The sequence below is a fragment of the Streptomyces sp. HPF1205 genome (assembly GCF_020400825.1).
In the GTDB taxonomy this organism is placed as follows: Bacteria; Actinomycetota; Actinomycetes; order Streptomycetales; family Streptomycetaceae; genus Actinacidiphila.
In genome coordinates, this window is the sequence record NZ_JAINVH010000014.1 from 171,915 (window position 1) to 193,333 (window position 21,419).

The following is a 21,419-nucleotide window of genomic DNA, read 5'->3' on the forward strand; positions in this document are numbered from 1 at the left end:
TACCTTAGCTTTTCCGGTTCCCCGGGAGCCGGGGCCGGGGCCCGGGTCCCGGCGCGCGCTGCCGGGGAACCCGGCCCGGGGCTACGCGGTGGGCCGCAGCTCCAGCGCCGCCGGGTCCGCGTCCCGCGCGTCCGCCCGCCCGCCGCGCCCCGGGTAGGCCAGGGCCGCGGCCGTGCCGGCGACCAGGATGGCGGCGCCGACCCACAGCGCCGGCACCAGCCCGTCCGCGAACAGGGCGGGCGTGCGGTACCCGCCGCGGGACGAGAAGATCGAGCCGAGCAGCGCGATGCCCAGCGCCCCGCCGATCTCGCGCAGCGCGTTGTTGGCGCCGGAGGCGATGCCCTGCTCGGCCGGACGGACCGAGGACATCAGCAGGTTGGTGGCCGGCGCGATGAACAGCGCCATGCCGGTGCCGCTGATGATCAGCGCCGGGAGCTGGGCGGCGTACGAGACGTGGGCGCTGACGATCAGCGCGAACCAGCCGAGGCCGACCGCCTGCAGCGCCAGCCCGGCCGCGGCGACCGGGCGGCCGCCGACGCGGTCGGAGAGGTAGCCGGCGATGGGGGCGACGATCATCGGCATCCCGGTCCAGGGCAGCATCCGCAGGCCGGCCTCGGTGGGGCCGTAGCCGATCGCGTTCTGCAGGAACTGGCTGAGCAGGAAGATCGAGCCGAACATGCCGGTGAACATCAGCAGACCGGCCGCGTTGACCGCCGCGAAGCCCCTGCTCCGGAACATCCGCATCGGCAGCATCGGGTTGCGCGCGACCTGCCCGTACCGGATGAAGGCCGCCACCAGCACCGACCCGCCGATCAGGCCGGCCAGCACCCGGCCGCTGGTCCAGCCGTGCGAGGTGGCGTTGACCAGCGCGTACACGATCCCGAACAGGCCGAGGCTGACCAGCGCGGTGCCCTTGGCGTCCAGCCGGGCGCCCGGGGCGGTCGACTCGCCGAGCCGCAGCCGGGCCAGCGGCAGCAGGACGACGCCGAGCGGCACGTTCAGCCAGAAGATCCAGTGCCAGGAGATGTGCTGGGTCAGGCTGCCGCCGATGAGCGGGCCGCCGGCGACGGCCAGGCCGTTGACGGCGCCCCAGATCCCGTACGCCATCCCGCGCCGCTCGGCCGGCACGGCGGCGGTCAGCAGGGTCAGCGTGAGCGGCATCATGACCGCCGCGCCCACCCCCTGCACGGCCCGCGCCGCGATCAGCTCGCCGATGCCCGGCGCCATGGCGGCCGCCGCCGACGCGCCGGTGAACACGGTCAGGCCGGCCAGGAAGAGCCTGCGCCGCCCGAACCGGTCGCCGAGCGCGGCGCCGAACATCAGCAGTACGGCGAAGGTGAGGGTGTAGGCGTTGACCGTCCACTCCAGGTCGGACAGGGAGCCGCCCAGGTCCCTCCGGATGGAGGGCAGGGCGGTGGTGACCACCAGGTTGTCGAGGGCCGCCATGAAGCCGGCGACGCTGGTGATGATCAGGGCCCACGTGGCGCCGCTTGTGCCGCCGGAGGCCTTCGCGGCGGCCTTCGCGGAGGCGTTCGCGGCCTCTTTCGCGCCATTCTCGGTGGCCTTCGGGCCGGGTTCCGCTGTCGGTGTGCTCATTGCCGTTCCCCAGTAGGTTAGTAATTGATGACTAACTTTCACGGACAGAAAAACGCGCGGGTCCGCGTCCGAGCAGAAGCCCGCCGAGCCGGTTCAGGCCGGTCCCGCCCCGCGCCGGGGCCGGGCTCCCTCGGCCCCGGGGCTCACTACGGCCTGGCGGCCTCGTAGAACCCCTCCCACAGCCGGTGGCCGGCCGGATAGCCGAGCGCCACCAGCGTGTTGACCAGCATTCCGTAGGCCAGGAACTGGGTGGTCTCCTCGGTGCTGCCGCCCAGCGCCAGCAGGACGGTGTCCCACAGCTCCTCCCACCCCCTGCGGATCGAGGTGCCGAACTCGTGGTCGCCGGCCGCCTCCGCCGTGGCGACGGCGGTGTAGGTCTGCATCTGCAGCAGCAGGAGTTCGGGGTCGTCGTGGATCAGCCGCTGGTAGGCCAGCGCCATGGCGGTCAGCCGCTCCTCTGGCGGCAGTCCCTCGGCGGCGTCCGAGAACACCTTCCGCGTCGCCTGCGAGCACCGCTGGGCGGCGGCGAGGAACATCGCCTCCTTGTTCGGGAACAGGCGGAAGAGGTACGGCTGCGAGACGCCGACACGGCGGGCGATCGCCTCCGTGGAGGTCCCCTTGTAGCCGCCCTGCGCGAACTCGCTCATCGCCGCGCGGATGACGCTCTCGCGCCTGTCTTCTGCGCTCATCCTGACCATGGGGCTTAAGTTAGTGACCAATCACTACCTTGTCAAGCGAGGGGCGAGCGGCTCGGCCCGGCGCTCACGTGCCGGGCCGCCGCCGCGCCGCGCCGCGCCCGCCGGAGCCGGGGCGTCGTACGGCCGCGTCTCAGGCGAGCCGCACGACCGCCCGCGCCATGCCGAGCACCTTCTGGCCCTCGCAGGTGGCCGTCAGGTCGACCCGGACGAGTCCGCCCTCCAGCTTGGCGGCGACCTTGGCGGCGACCTCGACGCAGGCCCCGCGCTCGCCGTCGGGCACCACGACCGGCTTGGTGAACCGCACGCCGTACTCCACGACGGCCCCGGGGTCGCCCACCCAGTCGGTGACCACCCTGATCGCCGAGGCCATGGTGAACATGCCGTGCGCGATCACGTCCGGCAGCCCGACCTCGCGCGCGAATCGCTCGTTCCAGTGAATCGGGTTGAAGTCCCCGGAGGCCCCCGCGTATCGCACCAGCGTCGCCCGGTCCACCGGGAAGACCCGCCCCGGCAGTTCGGTCCCGACCTCGACGTCCTCGTACGCGACCGTCGCCGCCATCACACCCCGCCCTTCCCGCCGCTGTCCGCCGGGCCGCCGTCCGCCTGCCCGCTCGCCGTCCCGCCGTCCTCCGCCGCCCGCGCGACCAGCTTCGTCCAGGCGGTCACCACGTGCTCGCCGGTCTCGTCGTGCACCTCGCCGCGGACGTCCAGGATGTCATTGCCGGCCATCGACTTGATGCCCTCGATCGTCGAGGTGACCGTCAGCCGGTCACCGGCCCGCACCGGCCGCGTGTAGGCGAACCGCTGGTCGCCGTGCACCACCCGGCTGTAGTCGAGCCCGAGTTCCGGGTCCTGGATCACCTGCCCGGCCGCCTTGTAGGTGATCGTGAAGGCGAATGTCGGCGGCGCGATCACGTCCGGGTGCCCGAGCGCCTTGGCCGCGTCCGGATCCGTGTACGCCGGGTTCCCGTCCCCGATCGCCTCGGCGAATTCGCGGATCTTCTCCCGTCCCACCTCGTAGGGGGCCGTGGGCGGGTAATTCCGCCCCACGAAGGACTGATCCAGGGCCATCGGCACCTCCGGTACGGTTCCCCGCGCCGCGGTGACGTGCCGCGCGGGTGCGTGACTGCGTGCGGTGATACGCCGCGAGGCCGCTCCCGGTGGTGTGACGGGAACGGCCTCGCGATGGAACTACGGCTGACTGCGCGGCTCACACGATCGTGTGAACCGCTACGGCAGGCTGTGCGCGGACTCGCGGACTTCGCGGACTCGCGGACCGCGCGTCCGCCGACCGCGTGGCGTCAGCGGGTCTCGCGGTGTGCGGTGTGCGAGTTGCAGCGCGGGCAGAACTTCTTCAGCTCAAGACGGTCCGGGTCGTTGCGCCGGTTCTTCTTGGTGATGTAGTTCCGCTCCTTGCACTCCACGCAGGCCAGCGTGATCTTCGGGCGGACGTCGGTGGCGGCCACGTGAGTGCTCCTTGACGAACGGGTGTACGGGTGTAATCAACGCAGAAATAGTAGCCGACCGAGGGAGCGAACCCGCAATCGGCTACGGAGAGTAGCGGCGACCGGACTTGAACCGGTGACACAGCGATTATGAGCCGCTTGCTCTACCGACTGAGCTACGCCGCTTCGATGAACTGGCCCCCGCCGACCACAGGCCCGCGGGGAACCGATCCATCCGAGCCCCAATACGGAATCGAACCGTAGACCTTCTCCTTACCATGGAGACGCTCTACCGACTGAGCTATTGGGGCGAGCGAGGAAGACATTACACGCTCCGCCCGCATACGTGAAATCCGTATCCGCCCGCCCCACATCGCCCCTCGCGCCCGGCCGCCGCGGGGCCGCGACCCGGGCGCCCGACCCCCGCCGGTCATACAAATCCCTCCTCCCGGCCGGCCCCGGCACCGAGCCGTACGCTCGGTTCGTGTGAGCAGCCCGCACGACACACCCAGCAGCACCACCCCGCCGCAGGACAGCGGAGCGCTGCTGCTGAGCGGCGCACGGCTGACCGACGGCCGCACGGTCGACGTGCGGCTGAGCGGCCCCCGGATCGAGGCCGTCGGCACGGCGGGCAGCCTCCTGCCCGAACCGAGCCGCGCGGCCGCCCGTACCCGGATCGACCTGAGCGGTTACCTGCTGCTGCCGGCCCCCGCGGAACCGCACGCCCACCTCGACCTGGCGCTGACCGCGGGCGGGCCGCCGTCCGGCGAGATCACCGAGATCCAGCGCCGCGCCACCGAGGCCGCCCTCCTCCAGCTCGGCCACGGCGCGACGGCGGTCCGTACCCATGTGCGCATCGGCGACGTCCAGGGCATGCGCGCCCTGGAGGCGGTCCTGCAGGCCCGGCACGCGCTGCGCGGTCTGGTGGACCTCCAGGCGGTGGCCGTGCCCCGCCTGCTGACGGGGGTCGCGGGGGCCGACGGTCTCGCGATGACCCGCGACGCGCTGAAGATGGGCGCCGGCGTGGCCGGCGGCTGCCCCGACCTCGACCCGGACCCCAGCGGGTACGCGGAGGCCGTCCTGTCGCTGGCCGCCGAGTTCGGCGCGCCGGTGGACCTGCACACCGCCGCCGGCGACCCGGCCCGCCTGGCCCGGCTCGCCGCGATGGCCGGCGGCCTGCGGCCGGGCGTGACCCTCGGTCCCTGCCACGGCCTGTCCGGCCTGCCCCCGCGCGAGGCGGCCCGTACCGCCGACCGCCTGGCCGCCGCCGGCGTGTCCGTGGCCGCGCTCCCCCAGGGCGGCTGCGGCGTGCTGGACCGCGGCGGCGTCGCGCCCGTACGCCTGCTGCGGTCCGCCGGGGTGCGGGTCACGGCGGGCAGCGGCGCCCTGGGCGACCTGACCAACCCCGTGGGCCGCGGCGACCCGCTGGAGGCCGCGTTCCTGCTGGCCACCCACGGCGAGTGCGACGCCACGCGGGCGTACGAGACGGTCAGCGCCCAGGCCCGGGCCGTGCTCGGGCTGCCGGAGGTCCGCGTGGAGGCCGGCTTCCCCGCCGAACTGCTGGCGGTGCGCGGGACGACCGTGGCGCAGGTGCTGTCGCTGGCCTACAGCCGGGTCGTCATCCACCGCGGCCGGGTGGTCTCGCGCACGAGCGCCGTGCGGGAGTTCACCGGTACGGGCGGCGGGGGCGCGGGCGACGCGCCCTGGGAGCCCGCCCGCGGCCTGCCGCGGCAGGCGAACCGGGAGGCGTAACGTCGCCTCATGCGTACGGTGATCGCTGGTGGACACGGAAAGATCGCGCTGCGGCTGGAACGGCGGCTCACGGCGCGCGGGGACAGCGCCGTCGGCCTGATCCGCGACCCCGGCCAGGGCGGCGACCTGCGGGCGGTGGGCGCCGAGCCGGTCGTCCTCGATCTCGAATCGGCCTCCGTCGAGGAGGTCGCGGCGGTCCTGGAGGGCGCGGACGCCGCCGTCTTCGCGGCGGGCGCGGGGCCGGGCAGCGGCGCCGCCCGCAAGCAGACCGTGGATCACGCGGCGGCCGTCCTCCTCGCGGACGCGGCCGAACGCGCCGGGGTGCGCCGGTTCCTGGTGGTCTCCTCCATGGGCGCGGACGCGGAGGCCACCGGCTCCGACCCGGTGTTCACCGCGTACCTGCGCGCCAAGGGCCAGGCCGACGACGCCGTCCGCTCCCGTACCGGCCTGGACTGGACGATCCTGCGGCCCGGCGCTCTCACCGACTCCCCCGGGACCGGCCGCGTCAGCCTGACCGCCGGTCGCGCCGGCCGCGGTTCCGTGCCCCGCGAGGACGTCGCGGCCGTGCTCGCCGCCCTGCTGTCCACTCCCGCCGCCTCCGGCCTCACCCTGGAGCTGCGCTCGGGCGACACGCCGGTCGATGAGGCGGTACGTCAGGCGGCGGGGGCGTAACCCGGCGGGGCGCGGCGCGGGCGGCGGAACCTCACCCTCTTCGCCTCCTCCGTCCCCTGGCCGCGCCCAGACTTCTCTGACTAGAGTCAGAGATATGGACCGGGACGCGGGCGCGGGGACGGGCGCCAGGACGGGCACGGAGGCGGATGTGGCGCAGATCGAGCAGGTGCGGCGGTTCAACCGCACCGTCACCCAGCGTGTGGGCGTGCTCCACGACCACTACCTGGGCCGCGAACGGCCCATCGGCGAGGCCCGGCTGCTGTGGGAGATCGGCGAGGACGGCCAGGACGTGCGGCGGTTGCGCGAGCGGCTCGGGCTGGACTCGGGGTACGTGAGCCGGCTGCTGCGATCCCTGGAGGCCGGCGGGCTGGTGACGGTGGAGCCGCAGGCCGGGGACCGGCGGGTCCGCACGGTCCGGCTGACCCGCGCCGGGCGCGCCGAGCGGGACCTGCTCGACGCCCGCAGCGACGAACTGGCCGGCTCCCTGCTGCGGCCGCTGAACGCCGGCCAGCGCGCCAGGCTGGTCGCCGCGATGGCGGAGGTCGACCGGCTGCTGACCGCCGCCATGGTCACGGTGGACGCCGTCGACCCCGCGCACCCCGACGCCGAGCGCTGCCTGCGGTCGTACGTCACCGAGCTGCACGAGCGCCTGGACACCGGCTTCGACCCCGCGCGCAGCCTGCTGCCCGACCCGGGCGAACTGCGCCCGCCGCGCGGCCTGTTCCTGATCGCCCGCCTGCACGGCGAGCCCGTCGGCTGCGCCGGCCTGAAGCTCCCGCCCACCGCCCCGGCCGAGATCAAGCGCATGTGGGTCGCCCCGCGCGCCCGCGGCCTCGGCCTCGCCCGCCGCTTCCTGGCGGAACTGGAGGCCCTCGCCCTGCGCCACGGCCGCGACGTGGTGCGCCTGGACACCAACAAGGCGCTGACCGAGGCGATCGCGCTCTACCACTCCTGCGGCTTCGAGGAAGTGCCCGCCTTCAACGACGAGCCCTACGCCCACCACTGGTTCGAAAAGCGCCTCCCGCGGGACCCGGCGCCGGGCCGCGTCCCGGGCTGACCTCGGCTGAGGGCGCCCGTGAACCCGTGCGGCCGCCGCCTTGGTCGGGCGGCGGCCGCTCGGCGGGCAGGGCCGCGCCGGACGGACCCGCTCAGTCCAGCGCGAGGCGCATGATCAGGCGGTCGGCGTCGGGGCCGAAGTAGCCCGCGCGTTCCTCGCCGCGGCGAAAGCCCAGCGAGGCGTACAGCATGATGGCGGCGGCGTTGGACGGCTCCACGGTGAGCGCCACCGTGCGTACGCCGCGGACGCGCAGCCCGCGCAGCGACTCGGCCATCAGCCGGCGGCCGAGCCCGAGGCCGCGCCACCCCTGGTCTATGGCCAGGCCCAGGACCCAGCCCTCACGGTCGGCGTTGACCCCGGTCATCACGTAGCCGTGGAAGGTGCGGCCGTCGTCGAGTACGAACGTGTCCGCCCGGAACAGGTCGTAGAGCTGACGCAGCGCGAAGTACGGGTAGGCGTGCTGTCCGAAGACCTCCCGGTCCAGGCGGTGCAGCTCCGGCAGGTCCTCCTCCCCTGCCTGTCTCAGGCGCAGCGGCAGCCCCTCGGCGGTGACGAACAGCGGGGAGGCGAGCGGCGGGCGGCCCGGGCGGTCGTCGGCGCCGTGCAGAGGAATGGTCATACCGCCCTTTCCGTCGGGATGATGGACGTCATTGGCAAGGGGCCCCATTCGTTCGGGTGATGACGAGTGGCGCTTCATGACGGCGGGCGCGGTGGCGCCCGGTGTCACGGATCAGACCAGCGTCACCCGCGCGAACCGCCACTTCAAGGCGGAAACGGGACCTGGCAGGGCAGACGCCACAACGCGCCCCCCGTGCGCCCTCGCCGGTTCGCCGCCCGCCACCGGCCGCCGTCACCGTTCATTGCCGAAGGAGCGCCGACGGGCCCCGGGGCCACTATCCTTGGACAATGGACCTGAGATCGCGCGACGCCGCGGACGGGGAACAACCCGGGGCCGCGCAGAGGCTGAATGCGGACGCCCCCTGGGACTCATTCGACCCGGCCGCCTATATTGATCACAATTACCGCCATCTGCGGTCGGACGACGAGGAGATCCTCCACATCGTCCGGGATCACTTCAGCGATCACTTCCGCGGCAGGACCGCGAACTCCGGGCCGCCGTTGCGCGGTATCGACGTGGGCGCGGGCGCCAACCTCTATCCCGCGCTCGCGATGCTTCCGTGGTGCGACGAGATCACCCTCCTGGAACGGTCGGCCGCCAACATCGCTTACCTGCGCGGCCAGCGTCCCTCCTACGACCGGAACTGGAACGAGTTCTGGGACGTCCTGTGCAAGGAGAACGCCTACTGCGAACTCCCGGAGGACCCCCGTGCCCGCTTCGGAAGGATCGTCGACGTCGAGGAGGGGAACCTTTTCGATCTCGACCGCCGCCCCGGCCGGTGGTCCATGGGCACCATGTTCTTCGTCGCGGAGTCGATGTCGACCTCCCACGAGGAGTTCGCTACCGGCGTCGAGCGCTTTTTGCGGTCCCTCGCCCCCGGCGCGCCCTTCGCGGCCGCCTTCATGGAGGGCTCGCTGGGGTACAAGGTCGGCGGCCAGGAATTCCCCGCGTGCAGCGTCGGCAAGAACGAGGTCCGCGAGGCGCTCGCCCCGCTTTCCGACGGTCCGGTCGACATCACGCCCATCGGCATGCCGCAAGGCCCGCTCCGCCCCGGTTACGAGGGAATGATCGTGGCTTGCGGACGGCGCGGTTCCGAATAGCCCGGTAATCCCGGCCGATGCTTTCCGCTTCCGCCGGCCGTACAGTTTTCCGCACAGTGTTTTCCGCACAGTGTTTTCCGCACACGCACGAGGCACCTTAACGAAAGGTGTGGGGGGATGCAGATCAAGCCGCGCCAGCACCTGCTGGACATCTGGCAGGCAATGGCACGCCACTCCTTCGCGGAGGGCGACTGGGACTGGGGTGACTGGGGCGGGCGCAGCAGCGTCGCCGACGCCGAGCGACTGCTGTGCCTGATGTATCCGGCCACCGAAATCCCCGCGTTCCGGCTCGACGATCCGGACACCACGGAGCGCGACGTGCAGAACGCGCTCAAGAGCGTCGGCGGACGCATGGAGGTCCCCGCCAAACTCGTCGCGGTGCTGGCCGAATTCATGCGCGACCACATGGCCGAGGACAAGCGCCCGAGTTTCGCCGGCGGCCACTACTTCAGTGCCCGCGACACCGAGCACAGCCTCACCGAGGAACAGCGTCAGCAGGGCGTGGTCGACTCGTTCTCCATGTCCATCACTCTCTCGCTGGCCACGTTGGGCTTCCTGAAGGTCTACGAGACCAAGACCCGCCGCCGGGAGATCCGCGCGCTGATCGACGAGCTCAAGGCCGCCACCGAGACCCGGCTGACCGCCGCCATGGTGAGCATGCTGCGCTCCTTCACGGTCAACGTCTTCGACCCCGAGGAGCCCACCGGCGCCACGCTGTGCCGGCTGCTCGGCCAGGGCCGGCTGTCGGAGCGGGTGGTCCTGCAGCAGTTCCAGCGCCGCTTCAAGGCCCTGCGCGCCACCATCAACGACAGCCTCACCCTCGGTGTCGACGTCGCCGACCGGATCAAGGACGAGAACCAGCTCTTCGAGTGCGGCTGGGCCTGGGGCCTGGTCAAGGACGCCCCGCCCGTCGCCACCAGCGAGCCGATCGGCCCCCAGCCGGACGGCGTGGCCAAGCCGATCCCGTACCTGTACTTCACCGTGGTCGCCCTGGACGGCATCCAGGACCTGTTCTCCGACCGCACCCTGACCCTGGGTCTGCTCAACGCCGAACAGCAGAAGCTCGCCGAGGCGTTACGGCTGCGCTGGGAGATCACCCAGCAGTACTGGTCGGGCATCGCGCGCTTCGGCGACACCGACTGGCCGCTGGAGGACATCCCCTGGCGGACCATCGGGCAGCGCCTGGAGTCCGAGTACTTCTCGCTGTCGGTGGCCTCCATCCTGGTCCACGACCTGGTACGCCGCAGGGCGACCGACGACGACCTGACCCGTACCGTCACCGTCATGGAGCGGCTGGCCGAGCGCGGCCGCATCACCAGCCGCATGACCTACCGGGACCGCGCGGCCGAGCTGCACAGCCCCGGGGTGCGGCTGCCGCTGCAGGGCAGCGAGGCCATCGGCCCGCCGATGATGTGGACGATGGGCGACTTCTCCGCGCAACTGCTGAAGCGGTGCATCCAGCTCTGCGCCCTGTCGCGGAACATCTCCTCGCACGACCGGCTGCTGAACCTGTCCGAGGACATCTTCGACCACGTGTGGCGGCGCCGGATCCGGGTGGGGAACGCCGCCGGCCTGTGGGACAACGTCAAGGCGGTCTATCCCGACTCCGACGTGCGGGAGGCGGGGCTGTCCTGGAGCATCACCGAGCGCGTCACCGAGTGCATGGTGGCCGCCCGCCAGCTCTACACCCAGCCCCCGATCCGCAGCTCGGAGGTCACCTCCCTGACGTCCGCCCTGCTCAGCGAGGCCACCCACCTGCTCGGCAACGAGCTGCTGGAACCGACCTCGCACGCCGAGGCGTCCCGGGCCACCGCCCTCACCGGGGTCGAGGTCAAGCTCAAGCGGGCCCGCGAACTGTCCGACCGGCAGCCCGGCACGGCCGCCGCGCTGACCCTGGAGGTCCTCAGCGAGCTCGACGCCCTGGCGCTGGCCAGGCAGACCGCCTCCCGGGGGGTGTGACGGTGATCGTGTTCGCCGCCTCCGACAAGGGAGGCACCGGCCGCTCGGTGACCAGCGCCAACGTCGCCTTCCGGCGGGCGCTGGCCGGGGACGACGTGGCGTACGTCGACTTCGACTTCGGCTCGCCGACCGCCGCCGCGGTCTTCGACGTCCCGGCCGCGACGGGCGGCGTCGAGGCCGGCGGCCTGCACTCGTACCTGCTGGGCAAGGTCACCGAGCCGGTCAGGCTCGACGTGTGGGCGCAGACCGAGCACGAGGTGCTGCGCGACCGGCCCACCGGCTCGGGCAGCCTCACCCTGCTGCCCGGCGACCGCGGCGGCGGGGAGTTCGCCGTCGGCAAGGAGGCGGTGAACCGCTGCGCCGACCTGTTCCTGCGGCTGAACGCCGAGTTCGACGTGGTCGTGGTCGACCTCAGCGCCGGCCGCAGCTACGCCATGGACATGGCCCTCGAAGTCACCTCGCGGCCGGAGCTGCGCGGTGTCGGGTCCCGCTGGCTGGTCTACCACCGCTGGACCCGGCAGCACGTGATCGCCGCGTCCGGCCTGGTCTTCGGCGACCGCGGCATCCTCGCCGGCGGCGTGGCCCGCGGCCACGACGAGGACGACCTGGCCAACCGGATCGGGTTCGTCCGCGCCGCCGTACCCGATCCCGAGGCGCCGCCCTGGTCGCTGGTGCCGCCCGCGCAGTCGGCGTGGATGCGCAAGTGCGACCAGGACCTCAGCGAACTGGCCGCGGAACGCGGTGTCGGCTACAGCAGGGTGGTCGGCGTCGTCCCGCTCGAACCCGTACTGCAGTGGCGCGAGCAACTGATCACCGACGAGGACGTCCTGTCCAGCCGTGTCGCCAACATGGAGACGCTGCAGGCGCTCAAGGACCTCGCCGCCGCGCTCGACGACGAGGACGCCTGGGGGCCCGCGTGACCGATGCCGCGACCGGCGCCCCCGCGGGGACGTCCCCGGCCGTGCCACCCGCCGGGCCGGGCACGCCCGGAGCGCCCGGCACGCCCCGCGTCTACCGGGAGACCGCCGCCCAGCCCCGCACCCAGGCCGTGCCGCTGGCCCATGTCTCCTTGGAGCTCGGCCACCTGTACATGGAGGACTTCGAAGCCGGCCCGGAACGGCTGGCCGAGCACTTCGCCCAGGTCAAGCCGTGGGCCGAGGCGTTGCACACGGCCGCCGCCGTCGGTGCGCGCCGTCCCCGTGTCAGCACCTGCTTCCTGATCGACGACTACTTCACCCGCTTCTCCTCGCCCGCCGAGCTCGTCCCGATGGTGCTGGCCCAGGCCGAGAAGGCGGGGCTGACCATCGACTACCTGGCCCGCGAGTCCGCCTGCGCGGTCGCCGACGGCATCGCGACGGCCGAAGCCGTGGAGGGCAGGCTGGTCGACTCCCCGCCCCCGGGCAGCGACGGCTCCCGGCCGCCGGCCAGGGAGACCGGCTGGCTCGCCAACGGGCAGCGCTCCGCGGGTACGACGGGCCGGGAGGCCATGGCCCACGTCACCGGGTGGCAGCCGCCGCGGGAGACCGCCGCGCGCCGGCACTCGGTGTTCCTGGACGTCGAACTGTGGGACGAGCGGGACGGCGTGCGCACCTGGTCGTGCCCCTTCCTGGCGGCCGTGTGGCAACTGGCCCGGCTCGGCCTGCTGCGCCACCTCGGGGAGCCGGTGCTGCGCCCGGCGCCGTGGGCGGACGAGCCGTTCCCGCGCGAGTGGGCGGACCTGCCGCCGCTGATCCGGCTCAATCCCGCGGCCGCGCCCTTCTCCGCCTACCGGACCTGCTCCGTGCTGCCCTCCCGGTTCGTGCCCGTCGAGCACGCGGTCCGGGTGCTGCTCGACCAGGTCGAGGCCGATCCCGAGGCGCTGCGCCAGACCGCGCTGCGCGCGGCGGGCGAGGGGCTGGCGGTCCCGGACGAGATCGCCGACCGTATCTCCTACGTCTTCTACTGGGGGACCTGAGGTGGCCGCCCGGGGGGAGCCCGCCGCGTCGGCGCTGATCTGCGGCGAGGTGCGCACCGGCCTGCTGCAGACCTCCCGGTCGCTGCCCGCCCGCGACGTGTCCGCCCTGTTGCGGCTGCGCGCCGACGAGCGGGTGCTGATCTCCGAGCGCCCGCACGGCTACGCCGTCTCCCCCGTCGTCCTCACCGGCGTCGACTGCCGGCTGCCCACGGCCGGCGGGGCGCGGGTCCGCGCGGTCGGCACGATCGCCGCCCGCGCCGTGGTCACCGAGGGCCGGATGCTGCAGGCCACCGCGTTCGCCGACGTCCTGGGCACCGGCCCCGACGTCCGCCGGCCCTGGGGCCACTACCTCGCCCACCCCGGGGTCGTCGAGCCGGCCGGGAAGCTGCCGGAACGCGCCGCCGCCGACGGGCTGCTCACCGGCGCCGCCCGCCCCGGCGAACTCGACCTGGGCGCCATAGCCGAGCGCCTGCTCGCCCGGGTGGCCCGCCACCGCCTGCTCGACCAGCGGGCCCCCTTCAAGTCCCGGCGTACCCGGCTGCGCTGGGTGGCCGTGCGCAGCCTGGACGGGGAGGAGCCGTCCATCGAGAGCTTCACCCTGGCCGAGGACGGCCTGCGCACCGTCGAACTGCGGCTGCCCGAGGGGATGCGGGCCGAGGACGCGGCGACCCTGTGCGAGGACCTGGCCCTGCACGACTGGCTGCTCACCACGCTGGTCCGGATGATCGAGCGCAGCCGGCTCGGTTCGGCCGACGGACCCGGCGCGGTCCTGTCCCTGCGGCCGGCCGTCGACCATCTCCTGCATCTGTGGATGCCCACCGCGCACGTGGACCGGAGTCTGGCCCCGCTCTGGGAGGTACTGGAGCGGGACCCGGGCTTCACCCGGCAGTGGCAGACCATGGTCCAGCGCGTCCGGGACCAACTGGCTCTGCATGCCATCACCTTGCGGCGTGACGCCCCGACCGCCCGCACCTGAGCCCGCGCCTGAGGGCGTCGCCGCACCCGATCCCGTTGGGGGGGAGAGGAAGACAATGACCGGATCGTCAGCCTCGCAAGTCGCCACAGCTCCGTACCAGGCGCAGTTACGCGTCCCGCCGTTCCTGCTCAAGACCCTGATCACCGCGGTCGTCGGCGGCGTCACCTACGCCCTGACCAACATCGCGAACCAGCCCGAGGTGTGGAAGCTCACCGCCTCCATCTTCCTCGGCGGCGCGGCCCTCATCGTCCAGTACATGATCGACTTCGAGCGCCGGCTCGGCTCGGTGGAGGAGACCCTGTCCGTCCACAACGCCGAGATGAAGGAGCTCGTCCACGACGGATTCGCCCGGATCAACGAGGTCACCGAGCTGTTCGGGCTGGTCGACCGGTCGGCGCTGCAAACCGAGAAGGTCACCAAGCTGCTGCTCAGCGCCACCCAGGCGGGCGCGGGCGCGCCGCCCATCATGCAGTCCTTCATCACCAAGCAGATCGCCGGGCTCACCGACCTGATGGAGGCGCTCAGCCGCAAACTCGTCGACTACGAGGGCGAGGACCACGACTGGATCGTCGCGCTCACCCACTGCGTGTCGATGACCATCGACGCCACCAGCACCCCCGTGGACCGGGGCTTTTGGGGCAGCGAGCTGGGCCAGCGCTATCTGCGCGCCCAGCACGAGGCCATCAAGGAGCGCCAGGTACGCATCCGGCGCCTTTTCATCGTCAAGAACCCCGAGGACAACGGCCCGGAGCTCGGACAGCTCTGCGACGACCAGCAGAGCCTGGGCATCGAGGTGCGCGTCCTGGTCCTGTCGGAGCTGTCCCCCATCGCGCGCATGGACGAGACGGACGACTTCATCGTGTTCGACGACTCCATGTCGTACGAGATCGGCGCCGACCTGCGGGAGGTCAACACCCGCACCGTCATGGACTGGCGCCCCGACCGGGTGTCCCGCCGCGTGCAGCGCTTCCGCGCGCTGTGGGAGGCGGCCGGGGAATAGCCCCCGCCCACCCGTCCCGCCCCCGAACGCCCCCGGCCCGTACGGCTCCTCCCGGAAAAGCCCGGGCCGGGAGCCGTCCGGGACCCGGGATTGCTACCCTGCCGCGGTGATCGTTCCGACCACGGAGGACATCCGCGACCTGCACGAGCGGCACGCCCCCTCGCGCCAGGCCTTCGAGATCGTCTACGGCCACTGCGACATCGTCCGGCGTATCGCCGAACAGCTCATGGCGGGCTTCGACGGCGCCATCGACAAGGATCTCGTGCGGGCCGGATGCCTCCTGCACGACATCGGTGTGTACCGCCTGTACGACGCCGACGGAAACCTCGACCACGCGAACTACATCCGCCACGGTCTGCTCGGTCACGAACTGCTGCGGTCCGAGGGGTTCCCGGAGGTCTTGTGCCGGTTCTGCTCCCACCACACGGGAGTGGGCCTGACGAAGGACGACATCGTCGGCCAGGGGCTCCCCCTCCCGCCGGCCGACTACCTCGCGGTCACCGCCGAGGAGCGGCTGGTGATGTACGCCGACAAGTTCCACAGCAAGACGACACCGCCGACGTTCCTCACCGCGGACGCCTACGCCGCCTACGTCGCCCGTTTCGGAGCCGCCAAGGTCGGCGCGTTTCGCGCGCTGCGTGCGGTGTTCGGCGAACCGGATCTGTCGCGGCCAGTGCTGTGACCGGGTCAGCTGAGCCAGGACTTCAGGCGGGAGGCCACCGGCCGTTCGACGAAGCGGTGGACCAGCCAGGCGGCGGAAAGCATCAGCGCCACGAGGACGCAGACCAGCGCCCAGGCGTTCACCCGGCCGTGGGTGTGCCGGATGACCTCCCAGCCGATGTCCTCGTGCAGCAGGTAGAGCGGGTACGTCAGGCTGCCGGCCAGGCCGAGCAGCCGCCAGTTCATGAAGTCGAGCCCGCCCAGGGCGGCGGCCAGCATCAGCGCGTAGAACGAGGTGACGATCGCCAGCGCGACCGGCAGGGACAGGCCGCCGCCCACGGAATGGTCGGCGTCCGAGACCAGTCCGGCCAGCGAGTCGCGCGCCATCAGCCATGACGCCCCCAGCAGCAGCCACAGCTCCGGGCGCCGGGCACCGAAGCGGTGGATCAGGTGGATCACGATGCCGCCGACGAAGAAGGGCGCGTACTCCGGCACCACCATGAGGTTGAACAGGCCGCTGCCGGAACCCGGGGCCAGGGTCGCGGCCAGCAGCCACGCGACGCAGAACCCGACGACGCGGCGGTAGGTCAGGCCCACCGCGGCCACGACCGCGAAGAGCAGGTAGAAGCGCAGCTCCGCCCACAGCGACCAGTACACGCCGTCGATGTCCCGGGCGCCGAGGGGCTCCTGGAACATGGTGAAATCGGTCAGGATGTCGCGCGCGGAACCGTCCCAGCCGCCGGGCCGCAGCAGCAGGACCGCCGAGGTGACGGCGACGGCGAACCAGTACGCCGGGTACAGGCGTACGAAGCGGGAGACGGCGAACTGCCGCGGTGTGCGCCCCCAGCACGACAGGCAGATCACGAACCCGCTGATCAGGAAGAACAGTTCCACGCCCAGCCAGCCGTAGACGGCCGCCGGGTGGGCGACGGGGAAGACGGACGCGGTGGAGGCGCCCCAGGGGGAGCGCCACCAGTGGTCGTAGCCGAGGTAGTGGTACCCCACGACCATCAGCGCCGCGAGGAACCGCAGCCCGTCCAGGACGTGCAGCCGCCTGCCCGGCCGCGGGTTCCCGCCGGGCGCCGGGCCCGGCGCGGTCACGGCCTCGCGCCCGGGAGCGGTCGCGGGCGCGGGTACGGATACGGGGGCGGGGGCGGGGGCCGGTACGGGCGGCGTCGCGGTCAATGGCGCGGTCGCCGGCGCGGGGGCTGTCGCGGTCGCCGCCGAAGGGCTGGTCCGTGGGTCCTCCGCACGCACAACGTCGTCCATATGTGCCGGTGCCTTCCTTGTGGGATCGCGTGCCGCCGGCCGGCACGACGGCTGGGGCGTGTGCCGGCCCGTCCACCCAAGCACGACCGGGCCCCGCGCACGAAGGTCGGTTCCCGACGGGCTCGGTCCGCGTGCCACGCGCGTCGACCGGACAAAAAGGTCGTCCCGGACCATCGGGACACCCGCGGTCCGGTACGCGGCACGGCGGGCCCGCCCGCCTCCTCGTGCCCGTAGTCCCGCAACAGGTTCACACGCCCCAGCTCGCCCGATCCGTCGAAGGGCCGGGCCCCGGCCCCTCCCGGGTGGCGGCCCAACCCCTTGCCTGCCTTCCCACCGTCCGGCCGTTCACGCCTCCCCGTGGCCGGCATGACGACAGCGCGCGGTCCGCGCGTGGGACAACCGCCGGGGCCGGGCGGTCACGTGAGGCGGGTGGTCACGGCAGCGCGGCCGCCTTGCGCAGCAGCACGGACCGCTCGGGGGCGTTGCGGCACAGCCGGGCGGCGAGTTCCAGCTCGGCGCGGGCCTCGGCGGTCCGGCCGAGGCGGGCGAGCAGTTCGCCGCGCACGCTCGGGAGCAGGTACGACCCGGCCAGGCGGCCGGAGACGGCCAGTTCGTCGACCAGGGACAGCGCCGGCCCCGGTCCGCTCGCCATCGCGACGGCCACGGCCCGGTTCAGCTCGACGACGGGCGAGGGGGCCACGCGGCCGAGCGCCTCGTACAGCAGCACGACACGTTCCCAGTCGGTCTCGCCCACCGAGGGCGCCGTCGCGTGGCACGCGGCGATCGCGGCCTGGAGGCCGTACGGACCGAGGCCCTTCCCCACGGCCGAGGCGCGGCCGAGCGCGGCCAGACCGCGGCGGACGGCCGAGCGGTCCCACAGGCGCCGGTCCTGGTCCTCCAGGAGCACCGCCTCCCCGTCCGGCCCGGTACGGGCCGGAAAGCGCGCGGCGGTCAGCTCGAACAGCGCGAGCAGCCCGTACACCTCCGGCTCCCCCGGCAGGACCGCCAGAAGCATCCGGGCCAGCCGGACCGCCTCGTACGCGAGGTCGGTACGCAGCAGGCGGTCACCGGCCGTCGCCGTCGAGCCCTCGGTGAAGATCACGTACAGCACGCTCAGGACCGCGCCGAGCCGCGCCGGCCGCTCCTGCGCCGGCGGCAGCTCGAACGGCACGCGCGCCGCGGCGATCGTCTTCTTCGCCCGGGTGATCCTGGCCTGGACGGTCGGCACGGGCGTCAGGAACGCCCGCGCGATCTCCTCACTGGACAGGCCCGCCACCACGCGCAGCGTCAGCGCCACCCGGGCCTCGGGCGAGAGCACCGGGTGGCAGGCGGTGAACATCAGCGCGAGGACGTCGTCGTCGACCCGGTCGGGATCCCACGGCGGGTCCCCCGGCCGGCCCGCCGCGTCCCCGACGCCCGAGCTGAACTCGCCCTCGGCCAGCCGGGCCGCCAGCAGCGTGTACCGCTCGTCCAGCGCCGACGACCGCCGGAAGGCGTCGATGGCCCGCCGCCGCGCCGTCGCCAGCAGCCAGCCCACCGGGTTGGCCGGCGCACCGTCGCGCGACCAGGAGACCAGCGCCTCGGCCAACGCCTCCTGCGCGACGTCCTCGGCGAGCGCGAAGTCCCCCGTGTAGCGGGCCAGTGCGCCGACGATCCGCGCCGACTCGATCCGCCAGACCGCCTCGACGGCCCGCCGCGCCGACTCGGCACTCGCCGAATCGGTACGCGGCGGATCGGTACGCGGCGGATCGGTACGCGGCGGATCGGTACGCGGCGGCCCGTCACTCGCCGGCTCGGGACCGGGCGGGCCGCCGCTTGGCGGGCCGTCCCGGTCCCGGTCCCGGTCCCGGCTCCGGTCCCGGTCAGCGGGCGTCAGAGCCGGCCCGTCTGCTCGCGCCACGCCCGCTCCTTCACGATCCACTCGTTGTCCTGCGGGAACTCCTCGATGCCCGGCACACGCCGGATCTCGCACTTCGAGCCGGGAAAGGCGGGCATGCGCTTGGCCCACTCGACCGCCTCTTCCTTCGACGCGACGTCGATCAGGTAGAAGCCGCCGAACAGCTCCTTCGTCTCGCCGTACGGGCCGTCGGTGACCACCGGGGTCTCTCCGCTGTAGTCCACCACCACGCCCTGGGACGGGTCGTCCAGACCCTCGGCGGCGACGAGCACCCCGGCCCGGATCAGCTCCTCGTTGAAACGCCCCACGGTTTCGAGCATCTCCTCGAACGGGGTCTCCATCATCTTCGCCACGGACTCGTCCGTGCCGCGCATGATCAGCATGTACTTGGCCATCTTCGCTCTCCTCGACGGGGGCCGCCTCTCGACCCTCTCTATCCCAGGTCGAACGGCGCCGTCGCGGATCGACACGGCGGACGGACACCGGCCGATATTTTTTCCGGCCGGCGTCCGTACCGGATGAAGCAGGCGAAACAGGCGAAGCAGATGAAACACACGAAACGGACCGCTGAGCCTTCTCCGCGGATCGGGACCGGGCTCGGGCGCGGCCTGCCGGTCAGCGCCTGCCGGCGTCCTTGACCGACTCCTTGGCGCCGCGGGCCCGGCCCACGTTCTCGGCGGCGTGCCCCTTCGCGGTCAGGGTCCGGTCGCCCTTGGCGCGCCCGACCGCCTGGGCGAGTTTGCCGACCATCCGCTCGACCTGCGCCCGTACCTTCTCGTTGGCGGCCATGCCGCTCACCTTCCTCGGTTGCCGGTGTCAAAGCCTTGCTGTCCGTCTGGTCGCTCACGGCGGCGGTAAACGCGACGGGGCCGCCGATAACGGGTGGGCCCGCGGCGGACGGACGCGGCATCATGGCCGGATGGCCGAGCTGATCGATCCGACCGTTCGTCTGCGGGCGTCGTTCCTGGCCGCGGTGCGCGAGTTCGCCGAGGACCGCGACTACCCGACCCCGTGGTTCGTCCACGACATCGAGCCCCCCGCCCTCACGGACCCCGCGGCTTTCGCCGGCTACGTGGCGCGCCTGCTGGGCGAACGCGACGAAGCGAACAGGCGGGCGGAGTGGTTCGTTCCGATGACGACGCTCTGGTGGGCCGAGGCCGACCGGATGCTGGGCAGGGTGGCCGTCCGGCACCGGCTGACTGCGGCCCTGGAGAAGGAGGGCGGCCACATCGGTTACGACGTGCGGCCCAGCGCGCGCCGCCGGGGGCACGCGACCGCGATGCTCGCCGCGGCACTGCCGATCGCCCGGTCACTCGGCATCGCGCAAGCGCTGTTGACCTGTTCCGAGACGAACACCGCCTCCCGGCGCGTCATCGAGGCGAACGGCGGCCGGTTCATCGACGCGGTCGGTACGAAGCGCCGCTACTGGGTGCCGACGTCCTGAATCCGCCGCCGCCCGGCCCTCGCCGGGGCCCGGCCACGGCACAACGCCGTGACCGGGCACCGGCGGTCGGACGGACGCCGCGCCCATGGTCGGACACGGCGGAAGGCGCCGGCCTCCGCCGGGCCCCGGCCTGGTGCCGGGCCCCGGCCTGACGCACGGCCCCCCGGCCTAGTTGCGGTAGCGGAAGACGATCCGGCCGCGCGTCAGGTCGTACGGCGGGAGTTCCACCAGCACCCGGTCCTCCAGCACGATCCTGATGTAGTTCTTGCGGATCTTCCCGCTGACGTGCGCGAGCACCCGGTGGCCGTTCTCCAGCTCAACGGTGAACATGGCGCTGCGCAGGCACTCGACGACCTTGCCCTCGACTTCGATGACGTTCTTGTGCTTGGTCATCGCACCAGCTCCAGGTTGCTGCCCACCGGCCGGGCGCCCGCGCGCTCGAACAGCGCCGCTGCCGCTTCGTTGGACTCGTGGACCTCGGCCCAGGCGGCGTCGCACCCGGCGGCGTGCAGCGTGCCCAGCGCGTGGGCCAGCAGCGCCCGCCCGATCCCGCGGCGGCGCTCGCCGGCCCGTACGGCGAGCAGCCCGACGCGCGGCCGTTTCACCCGCACCACCCGGATCAGGCCCAGGTAGCGGTCGGGTGCCGCGGCCACCGTGTACAGCGACGGGTCGACGATGGTGTCGCCTTCGCGGTGGGGAATCACCTCCGCGGGCATCGTCCGCCACCATCCGGCGGTCGCCTCGACGTCGTCACGGATCGCCCGGTCGACCGCCCGCAGCAGACGTGGCTCCGCCTGGCCGGCGGGCACGATCGTCACACCGGAGGGCGGCAGGACGTCGCCGAGGCCGGTGACCCGCGGGTCGGTCGGCACGACGTACTCCCACTCGCGGCGCCGGACCGTGAATCCGGCCCGCCGCCAGTTGGCCGTCAGTTCGGCGTCGGCCTCGTCGACCACCGTGTACAGCGGCGCCGGCAGGTGGGCCAGCATCGCCTCGGCGAGCCGGTCGAAGGTGGTGTCACGCCAGGCGTCGATGGCGACGAACATGCGCCCGTCGGACCGGTGCGCCGCGTGGCCGCGGCCGACCACCAAGTCGTCGTCCAGCGCGTGCCATTGGCCGTCGGCGACGCGAGTGATCCGCACCGCGTTCTCGCCGGGGCCGGATGTGAAAGGTCTCGTGTTCATCGGAGTCTCCCTTCCAGGAGTGCCTCGGTTTCAGGCGCTCCTGGCGACCCCGAACGTCAGCCGCCGGACCGTGACGGGTTGAGGGAGCACCCATGGGTAACTGTGTTCACGGGTCTCACCTCCATACGACGACTGCA

Annotated in this window: 23 protein-coding genes and 2 tRNA genes; 11 read left to right on the forward strand and 14 right to left on the reverse strand. The window is 72.9% G+C overall.

The genetic code is table 11. The annotated features are described in order from the left end of the window. Positions 1–81 precede the first annotated feature (81 nt). From K7G61_RS18315 to K7G61_RS18345, 7 genes are all read right to left on the reverse strand, one after another. A complete protein-coding gene (locus K7G61_RS18315) occupies positions 82–1,446 on the reverse strand; it encodes an MFS transporter (protein WP_263984532.1) in 1,365 nt (454 codons plus the stop codon). Positions 1,447–1,742: 296 nt separating this feature from the next. Beyond that, entirely contained in the window at positions 1,743–2,294 is a 552-nt protein-coding gene (locus tag K7G61_RS18320; protein ID WP_225847940.1) for a TetR/AcrR family transcriptional regulator, read from the reverse strand. Between the two features lie 130 nt (positions 2,295–2,424). Next, positions 2,425–2,853 carry a MaoC family dehydratase gene (locus K7G61_RS18325; RefSeq protein ID WP_225847941.1) on the reverse strand — a complete coding sequence of 143 codons (429 nt, stop codon included), beginning with the start codon at positions 2,851–2,853 and terminating at the stop codon, positions 2,425–2,427. Next, positions 2,853–3,365, reverse strand: a complete 513-nt coding sequence (locus K7G61_RS18330; RefSeq protein WP_225847942.1) for a MaoC family dehydratase N-terminal domain-containing protein — start codon at positions 3,363–3,365, stop codon at positions 2,853–2,855. The genes K7G61_RS18325 and K7G61_RS18330 overlap by 1 nt, the downstream gene beginning before the upstream one ends. Before the next feature lie 230 nt (positions 3,366–3,595). Then, positions 3,596–3,760, reverse strand: a complete 165-nt coding sequence (rpmG, locus tag K7G61_RS18335; RefSeq protein WP_225847943.1) for a 50S ribosomal protein L33 — start codon at positions 3,758–3,760, stop codon at positions 3,596–3,598. Positions 3,761–3,852: 92 nt separating this feature from the next. Next, positions 3,853–3,925, reverse strand: a tRNA-Met gene (locus tag K7G61_RS18340). A 52-nt stretch (positions 3,926–3,977) separates the two neighbouring features. Next, a tRNA-Thr gene (locus tag K7G61_RS18345) sits at positions 3,978–4,050 on the reverse strand. Between the two features lie 175 nt (positions 4,051–4,225). On the opposite strand from K7G61_RS18345, the gene K7G61_RS18350 reads away from it, so the two are divergent. From K7G61_RS18350 to K7G61_RS18360, 3 genes are all read left to right on the forward strand, one after another. Then, positions 4,226–5,491: an amidohydrolase family protein gene (locus K7G61_RS18350; RefSeq protein ID WP_225847944.1), complete on the forward strand. Its 1,266-nt coding sequence runs from the start codon at positions 4,226–4,228 to the stop codon at positions 5,489–5,491. 9 nt (positions 5,492–5,500) lie between these two features. After that, positions 5,501–6,163 carry an NAD(P)H-binding protein gene (locus K7G61_RS18355; RefSeq protein WP_225847945.1) on the forward strand — a complete coding sequence of 221 codons (663 nt, stop codon included), beginning with the start codon at positions 5,501–5,503 and terminating at the stop codon, positions 6,161–6,163. Between the two features lie 94 nt (positions 6,164–6,257). Beyond that, positions 6,258–7,220: a bifunctional helix-turn-helix transcriptional regulator/GNAT family N-acetyltransferase gene (locus tag K7G61_RS18360; protein ID WP_225847946.1), complete on the forward strand. Its 963-nt coding sequence runs from the start codon at positions 6,258–6,260 to the stop codon at positions 7,218–7,220. 91 nt (positions 7,221–7,311) lie between these two features. Here the strand turns inward: K7G61_RS18360 and K7G61_RS18365 are convergent, their stop codons facing one another. Next, the gene (locus tag K7G61_RS18365) at positions 7,312–7,839 is read right to left on the reverse strand and encodes a GNAT family N-acetyltransferase (RefSeq protein WP_225847947.1); all 528 of its coding nucleotides are present in this window, start codon (positions 7,837–7,839) and stop codon (positions 7,312–7,314) included. A 287-nt stretch (positions 7,840–8,126) separates the two neighbouring features. Between K7G61_RS18365 and K7G61_RS18370 the strand changes: the two genes are divergently transcribed. The 7 genes from K7G61_RS18370 (at position 8,127) to K7G61_RS18400 (ending at position 15,510) form a co-directional block, all read left to right on the forward strand. Beyond that, positions 8,127–8,939, forward strand: a complete 813-nt coding sequence (locus K7G61_RS18370; protein WP_225847948.1) for an SCO2525 family SAM-dependent methyltransferase — start codon at positions 8,127–8,129, stop codon at positions 8,937–8,939. 117 nt (positions 8,940–9,056) lie between these two features. Next, on the forward strand, positions 9,057–10,898 hold the full coding sequence (locus K7G61_RS18375) for an SCO2524 family protein (protein WP_225847949.1): 1,842 nt from the start codon (positions 9,057–9,059) through the stop codon (positions 10,896–10,898). 2 nt (positions 10,899–10,900) lie between these two features. After that, on the forward strand, positions 10,901–11,818 hold the full coding sequence (locus tag K7G61_RS18380) for an SCO2523 family variant P-loop protein (RefSeq protein WP_225847950.1): 918 nt from the start codon (positions 10,901–10,903) through the stop codon (positions 11,816–11,818). Positions 11,819–11,859: 41 nt separating this feature from the next. Beyond that, entirely contained in the window at positions 11,860–12,852 is a 993-nt protein-coding gene (locus K7G61_RS18385) for an SCO2522 family protein (protein ID WP_225847978.1), read from the forward strand. Between the two features lies 1 nt (position 12,853). Then, on the forward strand, positions 12,854–13,828 hold the full coding sequence (locus K7G61_RS18390; protein WP_225847951.1) for an SCO2521 family protein: 975 nt from the start codon (positions 12,854–12,856) through the stop codon (positions 13,826–13,828). Positions 13,829–13,883: 55 nt separating this feature from the next. Next, positions 13,884–14,828 (forward strand): DUF6879 family protein, encoded by a 945-nt coding sequence (locus tag K7G61_RS18395; RefSeq protein WP_225847952.1) that lies wholly within the window; start codon positions 13,884–13,886, stop codon positions 14,826–14,828. Positions 14,829–14,934: 106 nt separating this feature from the next. Beyond that, positions 14,935–15,510 (forward strand): HD domain-containing protein, encoded by a 576-nt coding sequence (locus K7G61_RS18400; RefSeq protein ID WP_225847953.1) that lies wholly within the window; start codon positions 14,935–14,937, stop codon positions 15,508–15,510. A 5-nt stretch (positions 15,511–15,515) separates the two neighbouring features. Here the strand turns inward: K7G61_RS18400 and K7G61_RS18405 are convergent, their stop codons facing one another. The 4 genes from K7G61_RS18405 to K7G61_RS18420 form a co-directional block, all read right to left on the reverse strand. Then, on the reverse strand, positions 15,516–16,757 hold the full coding sequence (locus tag K7G61_RS18405) for an acyltransferase (RefSeq protein ID WP_225847954.1): 1,242 nt from the start codon (positions 16,755–16,757) through the stop codon (positions 15,516–15,518). A gap of 433 nt (positions 16,758–17,190) precedes the next feature. Further along, positions 17,191–18,657 carry an RNA polymerase sigma factor gene (locus tag K7G61_RS18410; protein WP_374204158.1) on the reverse strand — a complete coding sequence of 489 codons (1,467 nt, stop codon included), beginning with the start codon at positions 18,655–18,657 and terminating at the stop codon, positions 17,191–17,193. After that, positions 18,630–19,049: a YciI family protein gene (locus K7G61_RS18415; RefSeq protein WP_225847955.1), complete on the reverse strand. Its 420-nt coding sequence runs from the start codon at positions 19,047–19,049 to the stop codon at positions 18,630–18,632. Before K7G61_RS18415 ends, K7G61_RS18410 begins: the two co-directional genes overlap by 28 nt. 220 nt (positions 19,050–19,269) lie before the next feature. Then, positions 19,270–19,443 carry a CsbD family protein gene (locus K7G61_RS18420; protein WP_225847956.1) on the reverse strand — a complete coding sequence of 58 codons (174 nt, stop codon included), beginning with the start codon at positions 19,441–19,443 and terminating at the stop codon, positions 19,270–19,272. 130 nt (positions 19,444–19,573) lie between these two features. On the opposite strand from K7G61_RS18420, the gene K7G61_RS18425 reads away from it, so the two are divergent. Then, complete coding sequence (locus tag K7G61_RS18425) at positions 19,574–20,098, forward strand: GNAT family N-acetyltransferase (RefSeq protein WP_225847957.1); 525 nt, start codon at positions 19,574–19,576, stop codon at positions 20,096–20,098. A 168-nt stretch (positions 20,099–20,266) separates the two neighbouring features. Here the strand turns inward: K7G61_RS18425 and infA are convergent, their stop codons facing one another. Together infA and K7G61_RS18435 are read right to left on the reverse strand one after the other, a co-directional pair. Next, on the reverse strand, positions 20,267–20,491 hold the full coding sequence (gene infA / locus K7G61_RS18430; RefSeq protein WP_225847958.1) for a translation initiation factor IF-1: 225 nt from the start codon (positions 20,489–20,491) through the stop codon (positions 20,267–20,269). Beyond that, positions 20,488–21,282, reverse strand: a complete 795-nt coding sequence (locus K7G61_RS18435) for an N-acetyltransferase (protein WP_225847959.1) — start codon at positions 21,280–21,282, stop codon at positions 20,488–20,490. Before K7G61_RS18435 ends, infA begins: the two co-directional genes overlap by 4 nt. Positions 21,283–21,419 lie beyond the last annotated feature (137 nt).

Bases quoted from the DNA above. Each gene is read 5' to 3' on its own strand.
- K7G61_RS18315 (WP_263984532.1), bottom strand. From the start codon at position 1,446: ATGGCGGCCCTCGACAACCTGGTGGTCACCACCGCCCTGCCCTCCATC.
- K7G61_RS18320 (WP_225847940.1), bottom strand. From the start codon at position 2,294: ATGGTCAGGATGAGCGCAGAAGACAGGCGCGAGAGCGTCATCCGCGCG.
- K7G61_RS18325 (WP_225847941.1), bottom strand. From the start codon at position 2,853: ATGGCGGCGACGGTCGCGTACGAGGACGTCGAGGTCGGGACCGAACTG.
- K7G61_RS18330 (WP_225847942.1), bottom strand. From the start codon at position 3,365: ATGGCCCTGGATCAGTCCTTCGTGGGGCGGAATTACCCGCCCACGGCC.
- K7G61_RS18355 (WP_225847945.1), top strand. From the start codon at position 5,501: ATGCGTACGGTGATCGCTGGTGGACACGGAAAGATCGCGCTGCGGCTG.
- K7G61_RS18360 (WP_225847946.1), top strand. From the start codon at position 6,258: ATGGACCGGGACGCGGGCGCGGGGACGGGCGCCAGGACGGGCACGGAG.
- K7G61_RS18365 (WP_225847947.1), bottom strand. From the start codon at position 7,839: ATGACCATTCCTCTGCACGGCGCCGACGACCGCCCGGGCCGCCCGCCG.
- K7G61_RS18370 (WP_225847948.1), top strand. From the start codon at position 8,127: ATGGACCTGAGATCGCGCGACGCCGCGGACGGGGAACAACCCGGGGCC.
- K7G61_RS18375 (WP_225847949.1), top strand. From the start codon at position 9,057: ATGCAGATCAAGCCGCGCCAGCACCTGCTGGACATCTGGCAGGCAATG.
- K7G61_RS18395 (WP_225847952.1), top strand. From the start codon at position 13,884: ATGACCGGATCGTCAGCCTCGCAAGTCGCCACAGCTCCGTACCAGGCG.
- K7G61_RS18405 (WP_225847954.1), bottom strand. From the start codon at position 16,757: ATGGACGACGTTGTGCGTGCGGAGGACCCACGGACCAGCCCTTCGGCG.
- K7G61_RS18415 (WP_225847955.1), bottom strand. From the start codon at position 19,049: ATGGCCAAGTACATGCTGATCATGCGCGGCACGGACGAGTCCGTGGCG.
- K7G61_RS18420 (WP_225847956.1), bottom strand. From the start codon at position 19,443: ATGGCCGCCAACGAGAAGGTACGGGCGCAGGTCGAGCGGATGGTCGGC.
- K7G61_RS18425 (WP_225847957.1), top strand. From the start codon at position 19,574: ATGGCCGAGCTGATCGATCCGACCGTTCGTCTGCGGGCGTCGTTCCTG.
- infA (WP_225847958.1), bottom strand. From the start codon at position 20,491: ATGACCAAGCACAAGAACGTCATCGAAGTCGAGGGCAAGGTCGTCGAG.
- K7G61_RS18435 (WP_225847959.1), bottom strand. From the start codon at position 21,282: ATGAACACGAGACCTTTCACATCCGGCCCCGGCGAGAACGCGGTGCGG.